The sequence below is a fragment of the Pseudomonas sp. SMV7 genome, from assembly GCF_052041995.1.
In the GTDB taxonomy this organism is placed as follows: domain Bacteria; phylum Pseudomonadota; class Gammaproteobacteria; order Pseudomonadales; family Pseudomonadaceae; genus Aquipseudomonas.
Window position 1 is genome coordinate 274,985 of record NZ_JBKGGT010000006.1, and the last position, 18,323, is coordinate 293,307.

At 63.5% G+C, this 18,323-nt stretch carries 15 protein-coding genes; 6 read left to right on the top strand and 9 right to left on the bottom strand.

Features of this window, described 5'->3' with window-relative positions:
- Window positions 1-81 precede the first annotated feature (81 nt).
- On the top strand, window positions 82-1,041 hold the full coding sequence (locus ACLEJP_RS10560; RefSeq protein ID WP_440806221.1) for a glutathione S-transferase family protein: 960 nt from the start codon (window positions 82-84) through the stop codon (window positions 1,039-1,041).
- A gap of 33 nt (window positions 1,042-1,074) precedes the next feature.
- Here ACLEJP_RS10560 and cysG read toward each other — a convergent pair whose 3' ends face one another.
- The 6 genes from cysG to ACLEJP_RS10590 form a co-directional block, all read right to left on the bottom strand.
- Window positions 1,075-2,466, bottom strand: a complete 1,392-nt coding sequence (gene cysG, locus ACLEJP_RS10565; protein WP_440806224.1) for a siroheme synthase CysG — start codon at window positions 2,464-2,466, stop codon at window positions 1,075-1,077.
- On the bottom strand, window positions 2,467-3,747 hold the full coding sequence (gene serS / locus ACLEJP_RS10570; RefSeq protein ID WP_440806227.1) for a serine--tRNA ligase: 1,281 nt from the start codon (window positions 3,745-3,747) through the stop codon (window positions 2,467-2,469).
- A 30-nt stretch (window positions 3,748-3,777) separates the two neighbouring features.
- Window positions 3,778-4,152, bottom strand: coding sequence for a fluoride efflux transporter CrcB (gene crcB / locus ACLEJP_RS10575; protein ID WP_440806229.1), 375 nt, complete (start codon window positions 4,150-4,152; stop codon window positions 3,778-3,780).
- Entirely contained in the window at window positions 4,149-5,474 is a 1,326-nt protein-coding gene (locus tag ACLEJP_RS10580; protein ID WP_440806231.1) for a replication-associated recombination protein A, read from the bottom strand. The genes crcB and ACLEJP_RS10580 overlap by 4 nt, the downstream gene beginning before the upstream one ends.
- A 12-nt stretch (window positions 5,475-5,486) precedes the next feature.
- A complete protein-coding gene (gene lolA, locus ACLEJP_RS10585; protein ID WP_170030555.1) occupies window positions 5,487-6,110 on the bottom strand; it encodes an outer membrane lipoprotein chaperone LolA in 624 nt (207 codons plus the stop codon).
- Between the two features lie 63 nt (window positions 6,111-6,173).
- On the bottom strand, window positions 6,174-8,687 hold the full coding sequence (locus tag ACLEJP_RS10590; protein ID WP_440806233.1) for a DNA translocase FtsK: 2,514 nt from the start codon (window positions 8,685-8,687) through the stop codon (window positions 6,174-6,176).
- A gap of 445 nt (window positions 8,688-9,132) precedes the next feature.
- Here ACLEJP_RS10590 and aat point away from each other — a divergent pair, with 445 nt between their 5' ends.
- The 3 genes from aat to infA all read left to right on the top strand — a co-directional run bounded on the left by aat (window position 9,133) and on the right by infA (window position 10,898).
- Window positions 9,133-9,813: a leucyl/phenylalanyl-tRNA--protein transferase gene (aat, locus tag ACLEJP_RS10595; RefSeq protein WP_440806235.1), complete on the top strand. Its 681-nt coding sequence runs from the start codon at window positions 9,133-9,135 to the stop codon at window positions 9,811-9,813.
- Window positions 9,814-9,869: 56 nt separating this feature from the next.
- Window positions 9,870-10,577: an arginyltransferase gene (locus ACLEJP_RS10600; RefSeq protein ID WP_225778392.1), complete on the top strand. Its 708-nt coding sequence runs from the start codon at window positions 9,870-9,872 to the stop codon at window positions 10,575-10,577.
- A 102-nt stretch (window positions 10,578-10,679) separates the two neighbouring features.
- Window positions 10,680-10,898, top strand: coding sequence for a translation initiation factor IF-1 (infA, locus tag ACLEJP_RS10605; RefSeq protein WP_002553999.1), 219 nt, complete (start codon window positions 10,680-10,682; stop codon window positions 10,896-10,898).
- A gap of 157 nt (window positions 10,899-11,055) precedes the next feature.
- Here the strand turns inward: infA and clpA are convergent, their stop codons facing one another.
- Together clpA and clpS are read right to left on the bottom strand one after the other, a co-directional pair.
- Entirely contained in the window at window positions 11,056-13,326 is a 2,271-nt protein-coding gene (clpA, locus tag ACLEJP_RS10610; protein ID WP_440806237.1) for an ATP-dependent Clp protease ATP-binding subunit ClpA, read from the bottom strand.
- A 30-nt stretch (window positions 13,327-13,356) separates the two neighbouring features.
- Window positions 13,357-13,719 carry an ATP-dependent Clp protease adapter ClpS gene (gene clpS / locus ACLEJP_RS10615; protein WP_013973290.1) on the bottom strand — a complete coding sequence of 121 codons (363 nt, stop codon included), beginning with the start codon at window positions 13,717-13,719 and terminating at the stop codon, window positions 13,357-13,359.
- 230 nt (window positions 13,720-13,949) lie between these two features.
- Between clpS and cspD the strand changes: the two genes are divergently transcribed.
- Window positions 13,950-14,207 carry a cold shock domain-containing protein CspD gene (gene cspD, locus ACLEJP_RS10620; protein WP_440806240.1) on the top strand — a complete coding sequence of 86 codons (258 nt, stop codon included), beginning with the start codon at window positions 13,950-13,952 and terminating at the stop codon, window positions 14,205-14,207.
- A 66-nt stretch (window positions 14,208-14,273) separates the two neighbouring features.
- Here the strand turns inward: cspD and icd are convergent, their stop codons facing one another.
- Window positions 14,274-15,530 carry an NADP-dependent isocitrate dehydrogenase gene (gene icd / locus ACLEJP_RS10625; protein WP_225778395.1) on the bottom strand — a complete coding sequence of 419 codons (1,257 nt, stop codon included), beginning with the start codon at window positions 15,528-15,530 and terminating at the stop codon, window positions 14,274-14,276.
- Window positions 15,531-15,946: 416 nt separating this feature from the next.
- On the opposite strand from icd, the gene ACLEJP_RS10630 reads away from it, so the two are divergent.
- Complete coding sequence (locus ACLEJP_RS10630; protein WP_440806243.1) at window positions 15,947-18,172, top strand: NADP-dependent isocitrate dehydrogenase; 2,226 nt, start codon at window positions 15,947-15,949, stop codon at window positions 18,170-18,172.
- Window positions 18,173-18,323 lie beyond the last annotated feature (151 nt).

Here is an 18,323-nt window from a genome sequence, read left to right on the forward strand (position 1 = left end):
CCGGATCTTTGCGCTATTTGTTCGAACGATTTGGCCTAGACTGGGCTCCAACGACAAACCACTTTGTTCCAGGAGCTCATCATGGGCCTTTTGATCGATGGCCGCTGGCATGACCAGTGGTATGAAAACGGCAAGGACGGTACGTTCAAGCGCGAGAATGCCCAACGCCGCAACCCGCTGCCTGCCCCCGAAGCCGGCCGTTACCACCTGTACGTCTCGCTGGCCTGCCCATGGGCACACCGCACCCTGATCGTACGTGCCCTCAAGGGCCTGGAACCGTTGATCGATGTGTCGGTGGTCAGCTGGCTGATGCAGGACCATGGCTGGACCTTCGACCAGCAGCAAGGCTCTTCTGGTGACCACCTCGACGCCCTGCAGTACCTGCACCAGCGCTATACCCAGGATGACCCGCACTACACCGGCCGCGTGACAGTACCGGTGCTGTGGGACAAGCAAGCCAAGCGCATCGTCAACAACGAGTCGTCAGAGATCATCCGCATCTTCAACAGCGCGTTCAACGAGCTGAACGGCAATACGCTGGACCTCTACCCCGCGCCGCTGCGCCCGGCCATCGAGGCACTGAACGAGCGCATCTACCCGGCGGTGAACAATGGCGTATACCGCGCAGGCTTCGCCACCACGCAGGAGGCCTACGAAGCGGCGTTCGACGATGTGTTCAACGAACTGGACTATCTGGAAGACCTGCTCAGCCGCAACCGCTACCTGGCAGGCGAATACCTGACCGAGGCCGATGTGCGCCTGTTCACCACCCTGGTGCGCTTCGATGCGGTGTACCACGGCCACTTCAAGTGCAACCTGCGGCGCCTGAGCGATTACCACAACCTGTCAAACTGGTTGCGCGAGCTGTACCAATGGCCAGGCGTGGCGGGGACGGTGAACATGGAGCATATCCAGAAGCACTATTACCTGAGCCACAAGACCATCAACCCGAACGGGATCGTGCCCAAGGGGCCGCTGCAGGACTTCAACTTGCCGCATGATCGCGAGCGGTTGCCGGGCGAAGGGATCTGGCAGGCTTAAGGCATCCGGGGCCGCAACGCGGCCCCGGCGATTTCAGCTGTTCTGCGAACCTTCGAACCAGGCCAGCTTGTCACGCAACTGCACCACTTCCCCGACAATCACCAGGGTCGGCGCATGCACTTCATGCCGCGCCACCAAGTCCGGTAGGTCTGCCAGGGTGCCGGTGAACACCCGCTGGTTACGCGTGGTCCCCTGCTGTACCAGCGCTGCCGGGGTACTGGCCGCGCGGCCATGACGAATCAGCTCGGCACAGATGGTCGGCAAGCCGACCAGGCCCATGTAGAACACCAGGGTCTGCGCCGGTGCCACCAGGTCATCCCAAGGCAGGTTACTGGTACCATCCTTCAGGTGCCCGGTCACGAAACGCACCGACTGGGCATAGTCGCGGTGGGTCAGCGGAATCCCGCCATAGGCGGAACAGCCACTGGCCGCGGTAATGCCCGGCACCACCTGGAACGGTATACCCTGCCCGGCCAGCTCTTCGATCTCTTCGCCACCGCGCCCGAAAATGAACGGGTCGCCGCCCTTCAGGCGCAATACCCGCTTGCCCTGTTGGGCCAGGTCGACCAGCAGGCGGTTGATCTGGTCCTGCGGCACGGCATGGTCGGCACGGCGCTTGCCCACATAGATACGCTCGGCGTCGCGCCGGCACATCTCGATGATCGCCGGTGCCACCAGGCGGTCGTACAGCACCACGTCGGCCTGTTGCATCAGGCGCAAGGCACGGAAGGTCAGCAAGTCCGGATCGCCCGGGCCCGCCCCCACCAGATACACCTCACCGCCCTGCTGCACCGGCGCACCGTCTACCATCGCCTGCAGCAGGCGCTCGGCCTCGGCGCCCTGCCCGGCCAGCTGGCGTTCGGCAATCGGGCCCTGGAACACGGTTTCCCAGAAGCCACGGCGCTGATTGACGTCCGGGTACAAGGATTTGACCTTGTGCCGGAAGCGCGCTGCCAGGCCGGCCAGCTCGCCATAGGCCGATGGAATCCAGGCCTCGAGCTTGGCGCGAATCAAGCGCGCCAGCACCGGCGCGTCACCGCCGCTGGAAACGGCAATCACCAACGGCGAGCGATCGACGATGGCCGGGAAGATCACCGTGCACAGGGCCGGCGCATCAACCACATTGACCGGCAGGCTGAGGGCCTGCGCATCAGCCGACACCTGGGCATTGAGCCCGGTGTCGTCGGTGGCCGCGATCACCAGCCGGCAACCGACCAGGTCGGCTGCCTGATAACCACGCACCAGCACCTCACCGCCACCTTCCCGGGCCAGCGCGGCCAGTTGGCCGTCGACCTCTGGTGCCACCACGCGCAGCGCGGCCCCGGCATCGGCCAGCAGGCGCGCCTTGCGCAAGGCGATCTCACCGCCGCCGACGACCAGCACGCGGCCGCCCTGCAGCTTGTGGAACAGCGGCAGGTAATCCATTTAGCGGATAACCTCGACGCCGCCCATGTACGGCTTGAGCACTTCCGGTACGCGGATCGAACCGTCCGCCTGCTGGTAGTTTTCCAGCACCGCGACCAGGGTACGCCCCACCGCCAGGCCGGAGCCGTTGAGGGTGTGCACCAGCTCTGGCTTGCCGGTTTCCGGGTTGCGCCAGCGGGCCTGCATGCGGCGCGCCTGGAAATCGCCACAGTTGGAGCACGAGCTGATTTCACGGTACTTGTCCTGGCTCGGCACCCACACTTCCAGGTCGTAGGTCTTCACCGCGCCAAAGCCCATGTCGCCGGTGCACAGGGCCAGCACGCGGTACGGCAGCTCCAGCAGCTGCAGCACGCGCTCGGCGTTGGCGGTCAGGCCTTCCAGAGCTTCCATCGACTTGGACGGTTCGACCACCTGCACCATCTCGACCTTGTCGAACTGGTGCTGGCGGATCATGCCGCGGGTGTCACGCCCGGAAGCACCGGCTTCGCTGCGGAAGCACGGGGTGTGGGCCACCAGCTTCAGCGGCAGTTGCCTGGCATCGAGGATCTCACCCGCCACCAGATTGGTCAGCGACACTTCGGCGGTCGGGATCAGGTAGAAGTCAGCCTCGCCCTCGCGGCTGATCTTGAACAGGTCTTCCTCGAACTTCGGCAGCTGGCCGGTGCCCTGCAGGGCCGGGGCCTGCACCAGGTACGGGGTGTAGTGCTCCTCGTAGCCGTGCTCAGCGGTGTGCAGGTTGATCATGAACTGCGCCAGCGCACGGTGCAGGCGGGCGATCGGGCCACGCAGCACGGCAAAACGGGCGCCGGACAATTTGGCGGCGGCTTCGAAGTCCAGGCCACCGCTGATTTCGCCGAGGGCGACGTGGTCCTTGATGGCGAAATCGAACGCCCTCGGCGTGCCCCAACGGCGCACTTCGACGTTGTCGTCTTCGCTGGCACCGACCGGCACGCTGGCGTCCGGCAGGTTGGGGATGGTCAGCAGGATGCCGTCCAGTTCGGCCTGGATGCCATCCAGCTCAGCCTTGCCGGCCGCCAGTTCGTTGGCCATGCGCTCGACGTCGGCCATCAGCGGCGCGATGTCTTCACCCTTGGCCTTGGCCTGGCCGATGGACTTGGAACGGGCGTTACGCTCGGCCTGCAGCTGCTCGGTGCGGGTCTGCACCGCCTTGCGGCGTTCTTCCAGTGATTCGATGCGCGCGACATCCAGGCTGAAGCCACGGGAGGCCAGGCGATCCGCCACTTCCTGAAGTTGGCCGCGTAACAGTTTGGAATCGAGCATATCGTTCTCTCGTTATGTGTAGGTGTTGGTTCAGAATCGGGTCAGGGACAGGCCGGCCCAGGTCGCGAGCAGCCCGCCCACCACGCTGATACCGGTATAGCCCAGCGCCAGCGGCACTTGCCCGCTTTCCAGCAGGCGTACGGTATCCAGCGAAAAGGAGGAAAACGTCGTCAGGCCGCCCAGGAAGCCGACGATCAGCCCGGCGCGCAGTTCGATCGGCAGCATTGGCTTGTGCAGGAACAGGCCATAGAGCAGGCCGATCAGCAGGCAGCCAACCAGGTTGACCGCCAGCGTACCGAGATAGAAGTGCCGTGGCCAGTGGGCAACCACCCAGTTGGAGGTGGCAAAGCGCAACAAGGTACCGGCAATACCGCCCGCGCTGACGGCGGCGATCAATGCAATCACGGTTTTCTCCGCTGTCGGGGGCTGCTGCGGTCGAGCTCGGCCAGGTGCCGCAGCTTCTCGCCAATCTTCAGCTCCAGGCCACGCGGCACCGGCTGGTAGTACTGGCGCGGTTCGAGCGCTTCGGGGAAGTAATCCTCACCGGCGGCGTAGGCGTCGGGCTCGTCGTGGGCGTAGCGGTACTCGTCGCCGTAGCCCAGTTGCTTCATCAGTTTGGTCGGGGCGTTGCGCAGGTGCAGCGGCACTTCCAGCGAACCGTGTTCGGCGGCCTCGCGCAAGGCAGCCTTGAAGCCCATGTACACCGCATTGCTCTTCGGCGCGCAGGCCAGGTAGGTGATGGCCTGGGCTACCGCCAGCTCGCCTTCGGGGCTGCCCAGGCGCTCCTGCACGTCCCAGGCTGCCAGGCACAGGCTGAGGGCGCGCGGGTCGGCGTTGCCGATGTCTTCGCTGGCCATGCGCACCACGCGGCGGGCGATGTACAGCGGGTCGCAGCCGCCGTCGAGCATGCGCGCGAACCAGTACAGGGCGCCATCCGGGTTGGAGCCGCGCACCGACTTGTGCAGCGCGGAAATCTGGTCATAGAACGCCTCGCCGCCCTTGTCGAAACGGCGGCGGCTGTCACCGAGCAGGCTTTGCAGCATCTCGACGCCGATCTCGCTGCCGTCCTCGGCAAGGTCGGAGGCATTCTCGAGGAAGTTGAGCATGCGCCGGCCATCGCCATCGGCAGCTGCCATCAACATCTTGAAGGCGTCATCGCTGACGCGCAGGTTGCGCTTGCCCAGGCCGCGCTCCTCGCTCAGGGCGCGGTTGACCAGCTTGCGCAGCGCCGCCTCGTCCAGGCTCTTGAGCACGTACACCCGCGCCCGTGACAACAGCGCGTTGTTCAGCTCGAACGAAGGGTTTTCGGTAGTGGCGCCGATGAACAGCAGGGTGCCGTCCTCCACGTACGGCAGGAAGGCGTCCTGCTGCGACTTGTTGAAGCGGTGCACTTCGTCGACGAACAGGATGGTACGCCGGCCATACTGGCCTGCCTGCTGCTTGGCCACCTCAACCGCCTGGCGAATCTCCTTCACCCCGGCGAGTACCGCCGACACCGTTTCGAAGTGCGCATCGCAGAACTGCGCCAGCAACCGCGCCAGTGTGGTCTTACCCACCCCTGGCGGCCCCCAGAAGATCATCGAATGCAGCGCACCCTGCTCCAGCGCCTCGCGCAGCGGTTTGCCGCGCGCCAGCAGATGCTCCTGGCCGACGTACTCGTCCAGGTTGGACGGGCGCAGGCGGGCGGCCAGGGGCTGGGCGACGGGTTCGCTTCGAAACAGGTCCATGGCGGGCTCTGGTTACTCCTTGATGACGTCCGCGCCTTGCGGGATGTCGAACTTGAACTTGCTGTCCGGCACCGCCTGGTTGGCCTTGACGCCATTGAACAGGATATTGGTGCGCTGGCCGACGCTGTCGATCAGCTGCATGTCATTGATCAGGCCTTTGCGGAACGACACGCGCAGCGAGTCGAACAGGGTGTCCTTGGTCTTTGGCTTGAGGGTGAAGTCCATCACTTCGCCCTGCTCCTTCGAGGTGATATCGAAGCTCTGGCTGATCTTCGACACGTCGCCGGACAGCAGCAGCGCCGGGGTCTGGTTCAGGCGCACGTCGAGCTTCTTGATGGTGGCCTGTTCCAGGTCCGGGTCCCACAGGGTGACGTTCTTGCCGTCGGAGACCACCACCTGCTCCTGCGGGGCGTCGGTGTGCCAGTAGAACAGGCCCGGGCGCTTGACCGTCATCTTGCCGGAGGTTTCCTGCAGGCTGGTGCCACCGGCATCCAGGGTCAGCTGGGAAAAGTTGGCCTCGATGGTCTGCGACTTTTCCAGCAGTTGGGTCAGGCGTTGTACGTCTTGCTCACCGGCATAGGCCGTAACCGTGCCCAGGGTCAGGGCAGAAACCAGCAGCATGCGAATCGCGCGCATGGGAATCCTCATCGAGCATTGAAATAGGCCGGGCACCACCGTTGGTGCCCGGCAGGGTGTTCATCAGTCGCGCGGGCCGCCCGGGGCTATCACTTCCCGCGAGCCGTTGCTGTTCATGGGGGTGACCACGCCGGCCATTTCCATGGCTTCGATCATGCGCGCCGCGCGGTTGTAGCCAATCTTCAGTTTGCGCTGCACCGCCGAAATGGACGCACGGCGGCTTTCCAGCACGAACTGCACGGCCTCATCATACAGGGCGTCACTTTCCGAATCATCGCCGTCGCCACCGCCGCCGCTGCCGCCATCGAAGCCACTGCCGGCCTCCTCGACACCGTTGAGGATGTCGTCGTTGTAGTCCGGGGCGCCGCGCAGCTTCCACGCCTCCACCACACGGTGCACCTCGTCGTCGGAGACGAACGCGCCGTGCACACGGATCGGCAGGCTGGTGCCCGGCGGCATGTACAGCATGTCACCATGGCCCAGCAGCTGTTCGGCGCCGCCCTGGTCGATGATGGTCCGCGAGTCGATCTTGCTCGACACCTGGAACGCCATGCGGGTCGGGATGTTGGCCTTGATCAGGCCGGTGATCACGTCCACCGAGGGGCGCTGGGTGGCGAGGATCAGGTGGATACCGGCCGCGCGCGCCTTCTGCGCGATACGGGCGATCAGCTCTTCGACCTTCTTGCCGACGATCATCATCATGTCAGCGAACTCGTCGACGATCACCACGATGGTCGGCAGGGTCTTCAGCGCCGGCGGCTCGTCGTCCATGCTCTCGCGACGGTACAGCGGGTCATGGATGATTTCGCCGGCTTCCTGGGCGTCCTTGATCTTGCGGTTGAAGCCGGCCAGGTTACGCACGCCCATGGCCGCCATCAGCTTGTAGCGCCGCTCCATCTCGGCCACGCTCCAGCGCAGGGCGTTGGCGGCGTCCTTCATGTCGGTGACCACCGGGCACAGCAGGTGCGGAATGCCTTCGTAGATCGACAGTTCGAGCATTTTCGGGTCGATCATGATCAGCCGCGCGTCTTCCGGGCTGGACTTGAACAGAATCGACAGGATCATCGCGTTCACACCCACCGACTTACCGGAACCGGTAGTACCGGCCACCAGCAGGTGCGGCATCTTGGCCAGGTCGGTGATCACCGGCTTGCCACCGATGTCGTGGCCCAGGGCCAGGGTGACCGGCGATTTCTGCTCGTCGTACTGCGGCGTGGCCAGTACTTCGGAGAAACGCACCATCTGCCGGTTTTCGTTGGGGATCTCGATACCCACGGTGGTCTTGCCGGGAATGACCTCGACCACCCGCACGCTGGTCACCGCCAGCGAACGCGCCAGGTCCTTGGCCAGGTTGGCGATGCGGCTGACCTTCACGCCAGCGGCCGGCTGGATCTCGTAACGGGTGATCACCGGGCCCGGGTGGATCGAGTCCACCGTCACTTCCACGCCGAATTCCTTGAGCTTGATTTCCAGCAGCTGGCCGACACCGGCGAGCGATTCTGGGGAATACTCGATCTTCTTCTGTTCGGCCGGGTCGAGGATGGAGATGGACGGCAAGGTGCCTTCCACGGCACTGTCGATGAACAGCGGCGCCTGCTTCTCCTTCATTACCCGCTTGCTCGGTTCCGCTGCCCTGGCGGCAGACGGCGGCACGATTGGCGGGGCCGCGGGTTGTTCACGCTGCACCGTTGGCTCGCGTGGCACTACCGGCTCGCGCGCTGCAATGGCCTCGCGCGCCACCACAGGCTCGCGCGACAGGGTAGGCTCGCGTGGCTCGACCGGTTGCGCGGGGGCTTCCTCACGCTTGAACAGGCGCTCGCGCAGCGCCGGCCGTGCCGGCTGCTCGTGCTTGTCGGCAGCCCCTACCGGTGCAGCCTTGAATACGGGTTCGTCCTCGCGCAGTTGCGCCTCCAGGCGTTTGCGCTCGTTGCGGGCTTCCCACCAGCGGGTGGCGGCGCCTTGCATCAGCTCGAACAGGTCGAGGGTGATCTTGCCGGTCAGGTCCATCACCTTGAACCACGACAGGTCGGTGAACACGGTCAGGCCGAACAGGAACAGGGCAATGAACATCAACGTGCTGCCCTGCACGTTCAGCAGGTTGCGCGCCAGGTCACCCAGGCTCTCGCCCAGTGCGCCACCAGCGGAGAACGGCATGCTCGCCGGCGGGTGGAAATGGATATGCGCCAGCGCCGCACCGGACAGCACCAGGAACACCAGGCCGATCAGCCGCCAGGAGAACAGCCAGCCGCTCCAGTCCCAGGGCTGGTGGCGTTCGCGGAAGATCTGCCAGGTCTTGATCGCCAGCAGCAGCGGGAAGATATAGGCAAAGTAGCCCAGCACCATGAACAGGATGTCGGCGAAGTAGGCACCGGCGCGCCCGGCGGCGTTCTGCACCTGCTCGACGTTGCTGGTGTGGCTGAAGCCCGGGTCCGACGTGTCGTAGGTGAGCAGCGCCATCCACAGGTACAGGCACAGGGCGCCGACAGCGATCAACGCACCTTCCTTGAGGCGATAATGCAGCTGCTGCCGCCACAGGGGCACGGGCAAGGGAGCTGGGGTTGCGGTGGATTTCTTCAAAACGCGTCTATTCCTGCGCGTGCTGCGCGTCCAATAGTGATCGGCCGGCGGTGCGGCCAATGAACCACTACTTTTAACATTACTGCCCGCCGGCCGCCATGGCGGGTCGCCGTATGGGCGCTTGGCCGGGGACGACTTTCACATAGCTGCAATTTGACCACGCATTGTCTTCTGTGACAAAGGCTTATGCTGTGTTTTTGCACAGGTGTGACAGCAAATGTAGCGGATGGTGCCTGTGCTTCGCTGAATGTGTAGGAAATTGCCTTTTTTCATCGTCTGTACCGGCCATTTCGTGGCCATGCCCCTTTCCACGAGCCGGGTGCAAACCGTGATGGCTGCTGGGTTCCCGTGGGAGCGGGCGTGCCGGCGAAGAAGCCAAAGAGATTGACCCTGCTTGCCACCCAAGCCATGCTGGCCCCTCTCCTCTTCCACCGCACGATAGACCATGCTCACCTGGCTGACCCGCGACTCGCTGACCTTCCCCCCCCTGGAAAAAGCCCTGCATGAGCCCAACGGCCTGCTGGCCGCCGGCGGCGACCTGAGCCCCGAGCGCCTGGTGCAGGCTTATCGCCATGGCTGCTTCCCGTGGTACCAGGACGGCCAGCCGATCCTCTGGTGGTCGCCCGACCCTCGCACGGTGCTGTTCCCGGACCAGCTGCACGTATCGCGTTCGCTGGCCAAACTGATGCGCCAGGGCCGCTACCAGGTCAGCTTCGACACCGACTTCGCCGCCGTGATCACCGCCTGCGCCGCCCCCCGCGACTATGCCGATGGCACCTGGATCACCGACACCATGCGCGCCGCCTATTGTGAACTGCACCGGCGCGGCATCGCCCATTCGGTGGAGGTACGCCAGGACGGTGAACTGGTCGGCGGCCTGTACGGCCTGGCCATGGGCCAGCTGTTCTTCGGCGAATCGATGTTCAGCCGCGCCGACAATGCCTCCAAGGTCGGCTTCGTGACGCTGGTCAACCACCTGCGCCAGGCCGGCTTCGTCCTCATCGACTGCCAGATGCCGACCAACCACCTGCACAGCCTCGGCGCCGGGGCCATCAGCCGCGCCGAGTTCGCCGGCTACCTGGCCCGCCACCTCGACCAGCCCAACAGCGCCACCTGGGTTGCCTAGGCGAGTTCCCATAGCTGGCATACACTTAAAGCAACGTCTCACCGAGGGGGTTGATCATGACAGAGTTGGCGCGGTTGAAGTTCTATGCCACTCAGCCCCACTCCTGCAGCTACCTGCCCGATGAACAGGCCACCACCCTGTTCCTCGACCCCAGCCAGCCGATGGACGTGCACGTGTACGCCGATCTGTCGGAGATGGGCTTCCGCCGCAGTGGCGACCACCTGTACCGCCCGCATTGCCAGAACTGCAATGCCTGCGTACCGGCGCGCATCCCGGCGGCGCGCTTCATTCCCAACCGCCAGCAACGGCGCATTCTCAAGCGCAACGCCGACCTGACCGTGACCGCGGCACGCCCAGCGTTCAAGGAAGAGTACTTCGACCTGTACCGGCGCTATATCGAAACGCGCCATGCCGACGGTGACATGTACCCGCCCAGCCGCGACCAGTTTGCCACCTTCCTGGTGCGCGACCTGCCGTTCTGCTGGTTCTACGAGTTCCGCCTGGAGGGCCGCCTGATGGCGGTGGCCGTGTGCGACCTGCTGCCCAACGGCCTGTCGGCGGTGTACACCTTCTACGAGCCGGAAGAAGAACGCCGCAGCCTGGGCCGCTTCGCCATCCTCTGGCAGATCACCGAAGCCCTGCGCCAGGACCTGGAGGCGGTCTACCTGGGCTACTGGATCAAGAACTGCAAGAAAATGAACTACAAGACGCAATACCGGCCTATCGAACTGTTGATCAATCAGCGCTGGGTTACCCTCAACTGAAAGGCATTGGCTTGACACACAATTTTCGGGCATAATCCACGCCACTTTTTTGCCCGGTGCGGTTATGCGTCGGGCCAACACTGGATCCGAGGGCTCTACTGCATGTCGAAAGAAGACAGCTTCGAAATGGAAGGTACTGTCGTCGACACCCTGCCCAACACCATGTTCCGCGTGGAGTTGGAAAACGGGCACGTCGTAACCGCGCACATCTCCGGAAAGATGCGCAAGAACTACATCCGCATTCTGACTGGCGACAAGGTCCGCGTCGAACTGACGCCGTACGACCTGAGCAAGGGCCGCATCACCTACCGTGCGCGCTAAGCTCAAGCCATGAAAAAGCCCGGCCATGTGCCGGGCTTTTTTGTGCCTGCTGAAACCGCGTCGCGGCCAGCGCGGCTGAAGTCGCTGCTACAGGCGAACGCAACCTCCCGTAGGAGCGGCTTCAGCCGCGATAGGGCCGCACAGCGGCCCCCGCGGTTCAAGCCACCTCAGCCGTGGTCTCGAAGTCGAACACCAGTTCGCCATCGCGCAGGTCGACGTGCACCACGCCGCCATGCTCGGCCAGCTCGCCAAACAGGATCTCCTCGGCCAATGGCCGCTTGATCTTGTCCTGGATCAGCCGCGCCATCGGTCGCGCACCCATCTGCACATCGTAGCCCGAGGCCGCCAGCCAGCCGCGCGCAGCATCGCTGACTTCCAGCAGTACGCGCTTGTCTTCCAGCTGCGCCTGCAGTTCGATAAGGAACTTGTCGACGATGCTCTTGATCGTCTCGTGGCTCAGGCGGCCGAACTGGATGATGGTGTCCAGGCGGTTGCGGAACTCCGGCGTGAAGCTCTTGCGGATGACCTCCATGGCATCGGACGCATGGTCCTGATGAGTGAAGCCGATCGAGGCCCGCGCGGCGGTTTCGGCACCGGCGTTGGTCGTCATGATCAGAATCACGTTACGGAAGTCGGCCTTGCGCCCGTTGTTGTCGGTCAGGGTGCCGTGATCCATCACCTGCAGCAGCAGGTTGAAGACTTCGGGGTGAGCCTTCTCGATCTCATCGAGCAGCAATACGCAATGTGGCTGCTTGGTGATCGCCTCGGTCAGCAAGCCACCCTGGTCGAAACCGACGTAACCGGGCGGTGCACCGATCAGGCGCGACACGGTGTGGCGCTCCATGTATTCGGACATGTCGAAGCGCACCAGTTCCACACCCAGCGCCTTGGCCAGCTGCCGTGCTGCTTCGGTCTTGCCGACGCCGGTCGGGCCGGCGAACAGGAACGAACCCACCGGCTTGTCTGGCGACTTGAGGCCGGCACGCGACAGCTTGATGGCGGTGGCCAGCGAATCGATGGCCGCATCCTGGCCGAACACGGTCAGCTTCAGGTCGCGTTCAAGGTTGCGCAGCAGCTCCTTGTCGGAACTGGTCACGTGTTTCGGCGGAATCCGTGCAATCTTGGCGACGATGTCCTCGACCTGCGGCACGTCGATACGCTTGACCCGGCTGGCTTCCGGCTGCAGGCGCTGGTAGGCACCGGCTTCGTCGATGACGTCGATGGCCTTGTCCGGCATGTGCCGGTCATTGATATAGCGCGACGCGAGCTCGGCGGCGGCGCGCAGGGCTTCGTCGCTGTACTCGATGTTGTGGTGGCTTTCGAAGCGCCCTTTCAGGCCACGCAGGATGCCCACGGTGTCTTCCACCGACGGCTCGCTGACATCGACCTTCTGGAAGCGCCGCGCCAGGGCGCGGTCTTTCTCGAAGATGCCGCGGAACTCCTGGAACGTGGTCGAGCCGATGCAACGGATTTCACCCGACGACAGCAGCGGCTTGAGCAGGTTGGACGCATCCATCACCCCGCCCGATGCCGCACCGGCACCGATGATGGTGTGGATCTCGTCGATGAACAGGATCGCCTGCGGGCGCTTGCGCAGCTCGCCCAGCAGCGCCTTGAAGCGCTTCTCGAAGTCACCACGGTACTTGGTACCGGCCAGCAGCGCACCCAGGTCGAGGGAGTACACCACGCTCTGCGCCAGCAGGTCGGGCACCTGGCCATCGACGATACGCTTGGCCAGGCCTTCGGCGATGGCGGTCTTGCCCACCCCGGCTTCACCCACCAGCAGCGGGTTGTTCTTGCGCCGGCGCGCCAGGATCTGCGCCACGCGCTCCACCTCCTGCTCGCGGCCGACCAGTGGGTCGATACGGCCGGCACGCGCCAGCTCGTTCAGGTTGCTGGCATAGGCATCCAGCGGGTTGCTCGAAGAGGCGGTATCGCCGCCCTCATCGTCCTGCATTTCCTGGTCGTTTTCGGCATGCGAACCATGCCCCGGCACCTTGGAGATGCCGTGGGCGATGTAGTTGACCACGTCGATGCGGGCCACGCTCTGCTGCTTGAGCAGGAACACGGCCTGGCTTTCCTGTTCGCTGAAGATCGCCACCAGCACGTTGGCGCCGGTGACTTCACGCTTGCCCGAGCTCTGCACATGGAACACGGCACGCTGCAGCACGCGCTGGAAGCCCAGGGTCGGCTGGGTCTCGCGGTCTTCGTCGTTGACCGGAATCAGTGGGGTGGTGGAATCGATGAACTCTTGCAGGTCGTGCTTGAGCTTGTCGAGATTGGCGCCACAGGCGCGCAGAACGGTCGCGGCAGCCTCATTGTCAAGGAGTGCCAGCAGCAGATGCTCGACGGTCATGAACTCATGACGCTTCGAACGGGCCTCCTTGAAGGCAAGATTGAGGGTGACTTCGAGCTCGCGGTTTAACATAGCTTCACCTCATACCCAAGTGGTCGGCTTTTAACCGTCCTTCTCGATTTCACAGAGTAGCGGATGCTGGCTTTCCCTGGCGTATTGGTTGACCTGCATAGCCTTTGTTTCGGCGATGTCACGGGTAAACAATCCGCACACTGCCCGCCCTTCGGTATGGACGGTCAGCATGATCTTGGTCGCCAGCTCGCGGTTCAGATTGAAGAACGTCTCGAGCACTTCGACGACGAAATCCATCGGCGTGTAGTCATCGTTGAACAAAACCACCTTGTACATCGGTGGCGCCTGCAGGATCGGCTTGGCTTCCTGAACCGCAAGACCTGAGCCGTCGTCCTCATTCGATTGCGGGCGATCCTGATTGAATGTTAGTCGAATCTCACTGGGTGCATGCATGGAAAGAATTTCATCATGAGCGACAGGTTAAGGTTGTGGGTTGACTGCAAAAGCCGCCACCGGAGCACGCGCCGCGTGACCTTGACTAACGGCAAAACGGTGTTACAAACAATAAGAACCCACCGTGGTCGATAAAGATCCGCGCAGTCAACCAGATTTTTCGCAAGGTTCGTATGCGGATGAAGTGGATGATACTCCAGTGATGGAGTCCTTTGCAGAGGGACATAGGGATGGCAAGCGGTAAAGTCAAGTGGTTCAACAATGCCAAGGGCTATGGGTTCATCAATGAAGAGGGCAAGACCGAAGACTTGTTCGCTCATTATTCGGCCATCCAGATGGACGGTTACAAAACCTTGAAGGCCGGCCAGGCGGTGAGCTTCGAGATCGTCCAGGGGCCCAAAGGCCTGCACGCGGTGAACATCAGCAACAAGGCCACGACCACCGCCGCCGCCAGCGCCCACTCGGCCGACAGCCCCGCCGACGCCTGACTGCCACGTCGCCTGCCGGCACATGAAAACCGGCCGCCTCCATGAAGCGGCCGGTTTTGCGTTGCCTTACATATGCTTGATCATTTCGTCGCCGAAGCCTGAACTGCTGACCAGCGTGGCCCCGTCCATCAGCCGCTCGAAGTCGTAGGTCACCGTCTTGGCGGCAATCGCGCCATTGGTGCCCTTGATGATCAGGTCGGCGGCCTCGGTCCAGCCCATGTGCCGCAACATCATTTCCGCCGAGAGAATCACCGAGCCCGGGTTGACCTTGTCCTGCCCGGCATACTTGGGCGCAGTGCCGTGGGTCGCCTCGAACATGGCCACGGTGTCGGACAGGTTGGCCCCCGGGGCGATGCCGATGCCGCCCACCTCAGCTGCCAAGGCGTCGGACAGGTAGTCACCGTTGAGGTTGAGGGTGGCAATCACGTCGTACTCGGCCGGGCGCAGCAGGATCTGCTGCAGCATGGCGTCGGCGATGGCGTCCTTGACGATGACCTCGCGGCCGCTCTTGGGGTTGCGGAACTTCATCCATGGGCCGCCATCGAGCAATTCGGCACCGAACTCGTCACGCGCCACTTCGTAGCCCCAGTCCTTGAAGGCGCCTTCGGTGAACTTCATGATGTTGCCCTTGTGTACCAGGGTCAGCGATTCGCGGTCGTTGTCCACCACGTACTGCAAGGCCTTGCGCACCAGGCGTTTGGTGCCCTCGCGGGATACCGGCTTGACGCCGATGCCGCAGTCCTGGTCGAAACGGATCTTGGTGACGCCCATTTCTTCCTTGAGGAACTTGATCACCTTGTTCGCCTCGGGCGAACCGGCCTTCCACTCGATGCCGGCGTAGATGTCCTCGGAGTTCTCGCGGAAGATCACCATGTCGACGTCGCCGGGTTTCTTCACCGGGCTTGGCACGCCCTGGAACCACAGCACCGGGCGCAGGCACACGTACAGGTCGAGCTGCTGGCGCAAGGCCACGTTGAGCGAGCGGATACCGCCGCCCACCGGCGTGGTCAGCGGCCCCTTGATCGACACCACGTAATCACGCACCGCGTCGAGGGTTTCCTGCGGCAACCAGGTGTCCTGGTCGTACACCTGGGTGGCCTTCTCGCCGGCGTACACCTCCATCCAGGCGATCTTGCGCTTGCCGCCATAGGCCTTCTGCACGGCGGCGTCGACCACCTTGATCATGACCGGCGAGACATCCACGCCAATCCCGTCACCTTCGATGTAGGGGATGATCGGATTGTCAGGCACGTTGAGCGAATGGTCGGCATTGACGGTGATCTTGGCGCCGTCGGTCGGAACCTTGATTTTCTGGTATCCCATGCTTGCACTACTCCGCTGTCGGGTATGTGTGTTTGGTCATCTGCAATCCAATGAGACTAAACCACATCTGCCGAGGTGCAAGGCATGCGACAACCGACCACATTGCCGCTTAGTCTTTGGTCTTATAAGTGGGCCGATATCACTTGGCCTTGCTGATTAGCCCGAATGGTTTGGTATACTGCGCCGCGACCGAAGGGTCATCGGGGCGATCCCTTGGAAAATGCGGACCGCCCTCGGCCATGAACGGCCACTAAGCCTGGGCTGTTACCGCAGTTCAGCACTTGACGCTCGACTGATGCATCCACCATCACCGCTCGCAGCCTCTCGACTTTCCGCTTATGGCGCTGCCAGGGCGATGCGCCTACCCTGCGCACCACGAGACTCGAGCACGCTCAGCACACAGAGAGTTAACCCGCATGCCCACCCGTTCCAAGATCATCTATACCTTCACCGACGAAGCCCCCGCCCTCGCCACCTACTCGCTGCTGCCGATCATCGAAGCCTTCACCGCCTCGGCTGACATCGCCGTCGAAACCCGCGACATCTCCCTGGCTGGCCGTATCCTCGCCGCCTTCCCGGAGCAACTGGGCGCAGAGAAGCAAGTAGGCGATCACCTGGCGGAACTGGGCCAGCTGGCTACCACCCCCGAAGCCAACATCATCAAGCTGCCGAACATCAGCGCCTCGGTACCGCAGCTGAAAGCCGCGATCAAGGAACTGCAAGCCAAGGGCTACAACATCCCTGACTATGCCGACGAGCCGGCCACCGCGGAAGAGAAAGAATCCCGCGCCCGCTACGACCGCATCAAGGGTTCCGCCGTGAACCCGGTCCTGCGCGAAGGCAACTCCGACCGCCGCGCACCGCTGTCGGTGAAGAACTACGCGCGCAAGCACCCGCACAAGATGGGCGCCTGGGCTGCCGACTCCAAGTCGCACGTTGCCCACATGACCCAAGGTGACTTCTACGGCAGCGAGAAAGCTGCACTGATCGAAGCCGACGACACCCTGCGCATCGAACTGGTCGGCAAAGACGGCAGCACCACCGTGCTGAAGGAAAAGACCGCCGTCAAGGCAGCCGAAGTGATCGACTGCGCCACCATGAGCCGCAAGGCCCTGAAAGCCTTCATCGCCGAGCAGATCGCCGATGCCAAGGCTTCCGGCGTACTGCTCTCGGTACACCTGAAAGCCACCATGATGAAGGTCTCCGACCCGATCATGTTCGGCGTCATCGTCGAAGAGTTCTACGGCGACGTGCTGGCCAAACACGCAGCCGCACTCGGCCAGGTAGGCTTCAACGCCAACAACGGCATCGGCGACCTGTACACCCGCATCAAGGACCTGCCAGTCGAGAAGCAGGCCGAGATCGAAGCCGACATCCAGGCCCTGTACGCCCAGCGCCCGGCCCTGGCCATGGTCAACTCCGACAAGGGCATCACCAACCTGCACGTGCCAAGCGACGTCATCGTCGACGCCTCGATGCCGGCCATGATCCGTGACTCGGGCAAGATGTGGAACGCCGCCGGCGAACTGCAGGATGCCAAGGCCGTGATCCCGGACCGCTGCTACGCCGGCATCTACCAGGCTACCATCGAAGACTGCAAGGCCAACGGTGCCTTCGACCCGACCACCATGGGCAGCGTGCCGAACGTTGGCCTGATGGCGCAGAAGGCCGAAGAGTACGGTTCCCACGACAAGACCTTCCAGATCAAGGCCGACGGCGTCGTGCGCGTGGTCGATGGCAAGGGCAACGTGGTGCTGGAGCAGAACGTCGAAGCCGGTGACATCTTCCGCATGTGCCAGACCAAGGACGCGCCGATCCAGGACTGGGTCAAGCTGGCCGTCAACCGCGCCCGCCTGAGCAATACCCCGGCAGTGTTCTGGCTGGACCCGGCCCGCGCCCACGACGGCGTGATGATCGAGAAGGTGCAGAAGTACCTGAAGGATCACGACACTTCCGGCCTGGACATCCGCATCCTGGCCCCGGTCGACGCCATCAAGTTCTCGCTGGCCCGCATCCGCGAAGGCAAGGACACCATCTCGGTGACCGGCAACGTGCTGCGTGACTACCTGACCGACCTGTTCCCGATCATGGAACTGGGCACCAGCGCCAAGATGCTGTCGATCGTGCCGCTGATGAACGGCGGTGGCCTGTTCGAAACCGGCGCCGGCGGTTCGGCACCGAAGCACGTGCAGCAGCTGGTGGAAGAGAACTTCCTGCGTTGGGACTCGCTGGGTGAATTCCTGGCCCTGGCCGCTTCCCTGGAGCACCTGGGCAACACCTACGACAACCCGCGCGCCAAAGTGCTGGCCAACACCCTGGACCAGGCCACCGGCAAGTTCCTCGACACCAACAAGTCGCCTTCGCGTAAAGTCGGTGGTATCGACAACCGTGGCAGCCACTTCTACCTGACCCTGTACTGGGCCCAGGCCCTGGCTGCGCAGAACGACGACGCTGCCCTGCAGGCGCGCTTCGCCCCACTGGCCAAGACCCTGACCGAGAACGAGGAGACCATCGTCGCCGAGCTCAACGCCGTCCAGGGCAAGCCGGCCGACATCGGTGGCTACTACGCCCCGGATGCCGAGCTGACCGCCAAGGTGATGCGCCCAAGCCAGACCCTGAACAGCGCCATTGCTGCCCTGTAAGGTTCGCTTGAAGTAACCGCACAAACCCCGGCCACGCACCGGGGTTTGTGCTTTTTGGGCATCGGGGCTGCCTTGCAGCCCTTCGCGGGGGGTTGGGGGGCAGAACCACCACGAAAGGGCGCAAAAAAGGCCCAGCCACCGCCTTTTCTTC

Excerpts from the sequence above, each read along its gene's own strand:
- clpS (WP_013973290.1), bottom strand. The coding sequence starts at position 13,719 with ATGCATGCACCCAGTGAGATTCGACTAACATTCAATCAGGATCGCCCG.
- cspD (WP_440806240.1), top strand. The coding sequence starts at position 13,950 with ATGGCAAGCGGTAAAGTCAAGTGGTTCAACAATGCCAAGGGCTATGGG.
- icd (WP_225778395.1), bottom strand. The coding sequence starts at position 15,530 with ATGGGATACCAGAAAATCAAGGTTCCGACCGACGGCGCCAAGATCACC.
- lolA (WP_170030555.1), bottom strand. The coding sequence starts at position 6,110 with ATGCGCGCGATTCGCATGCTGCTGGTTTCTGCCCTGACCCTGGGCACG.
- ACLEJP_RS10600 (WP_225778392.1), top strand. The coding sequence starts at position 9,870 with ATGACAGAGTTGGCGCGGTTGAAGTTCTATGCCACTCAGCCCCACTCC.
- ACLEJP_RS10630 (WP_440806243.1), top strand. The coding sequence starts at position 15,947 with ATGCCCACCCGTTCCAAGATCATCTATACCTTCACCGACGAAGCCCCC.
- cysG (WP_440806224.1), bottom strand. The coding sequence starts at position 2,466 with ATGGATTACCTGCCGCTGTTCCACAAGCTGCAGGGCGGCCGCGTGCTG.
- ACLEJP_RS10580 (WP_440806231.1), bottom strand. The coding sequence starts at position 5,474 with ATGGACCTGTTTCGAAGCGAACCCGTCGCCCAGCCCCTGGCCGCCCGC.
- serS (WP_440806227.1), bottom strand. The coding sequence starts at position 3,747 with ATGCTCGATTCCAAACTGTTACGCGGCCAACTTCAGGAAGTGGCGGAT.
- infA (WP_002553999.1), top strand. The coding sequence starts at position 10,680 with ATGTCGAAAGAAGACAGCTTCGAAATGGAAGGTACTGTCGTCGACACC.
- ACLEJP_RS10560 (WP_440806221.1), top strand. The coding sequence starts at position 82 with ATGGGCCTTTTGATCGATGGCCGCTGGCATGACCAGTGGTATGAAAAC.
- clpA (WP_440806237.1), bottom strand. The coding sequence starts at position 13,326 with ATGTTAAACCGCGAGCTCGAAGTCACCCTCAATCTTGCCTTCAAGGAG.
- aat (WP_440806235.1), top strand. The coding sequence starts at position 9,133 with ATGCTCACCTGGCTGACCCGCGACTCGCTGACCTTCCCCCCCCTGGAA.